Raw genomic sequence first — 1,179 nt, 5'->3', positions numbered from 1 at the left:
GCTACGGCTCCGCTATTCGCTTAACCTTGCTACTAAATATAAGTCGCTGACCCATTATACAAAAGGTACGCAGTCACAGAACAAGTCTGCTCCCACTGCTTGTACGTATACGGTTTCAGGTTCTATTTCACTCCCCTCACAGGGGTTCTTTTCGCCTTTCCCTCACGGTACTGGTTCACTATCGGTCAGTTAGGAGTATTTAGCCTTGGAGGATGGTCCCCCCATATTCAGTCAAGATAACACGTGTCCCGACCTACTCGATTTCACAACAATGGTTTCTTCGTGTACGGGGCTATCACCCTGTATCGCGCCACTTCCCAGAGGCTTCCACTAAATCCAAAATTGCTTAAGGGCTAATCCCCGTTCGCTCGCCGCTACTAGGGGAATCTCGGTTGATTTCTTTTCCTAAGGGTACTTAGATGTTTCAGTTCCCCTCGTTCGCCTCGTTACACTATATATTCATGTAACGATACCTATAAATAGGTGGGTTTCCCCATTCGGACATCTGTGGCTCAAATGCATTTTGTCGGCTCACCACAGCTTTTCGCAGACTTACACGTCCTTCATCGCCTCTAACTGCCAAGGCATCCACCGTATACGCTTAGTCACTTAACCATACAACCCCAAATGGCCTTCTTCATTGGTCTTTATCTTTCACCAAGCTTCCTCGCTCACTCAGTTACATACTGGAAGTATGCGCCTTCGTTCGCTCGTTGCGTGGCTCAGCTAAAACCCAATGTCTCGGCCATTGCACTAATGAACACCGAAGTGTTATTGATACAATGAACAAGAAAGAAAGACTCTCCCGCCTTTTGAATTCAGGACTTAGATGAGATCTAACTCAGTTGTATGCATGACAAGCTAATCGTGAAATTGCCTTGCTATCAAATAAAGATTGATAACAAGCAATTCAAGTCAAGTAGAGTAGTAAGTACGTCTTTCGACTTCTCAATTACTCAAATTTTGATTGATTTACTAATTAAATATCAGCTTTCCAAATTGTTAAAGAACATAATGCTTTCAAAGAAAGCACTTAAGTTTGATTTTGCAATCAAAATTAAGCGCTCTAAGGCACATCTTTAAACTTTTAAACAAGACAATTTGTGTAGGCACTACACTAACAATGTCACCATCGACATTTTGGTAAGGAGGTGATCCAACCCCAGGTTCCCCTAGGGT

The 1,179-nt window shown here is 43.3% G+C and carries 1 rRNA gene; it reads right to left on the bottom strand.

The annotated features are described in order from the left end of the window. Positions 1 to 615 (bottom strand): 23S ribosomal RNA (locus JKP82_RS20670); the annotation flags it as partial. Between the last annotated feature and the right edge of the window lie 564 nt (positions 616 to 1,179).

The sequence above is a fragment of the Alteromonas lipotrueae genome (genome assembly GCF_019249215.1).
GTDB classification, from domain to species: Bacteria; Pseudomonadota; Gammaproteobacteria; order Enterobacterales; family Alteromonadaceae; genus Alteromonas; species Alteromonas lipotrueae.
Note: the sequence above shows the minus strand (reverse complement) of the source record. Positions and strands in the feature narration are given on the sequence as shown.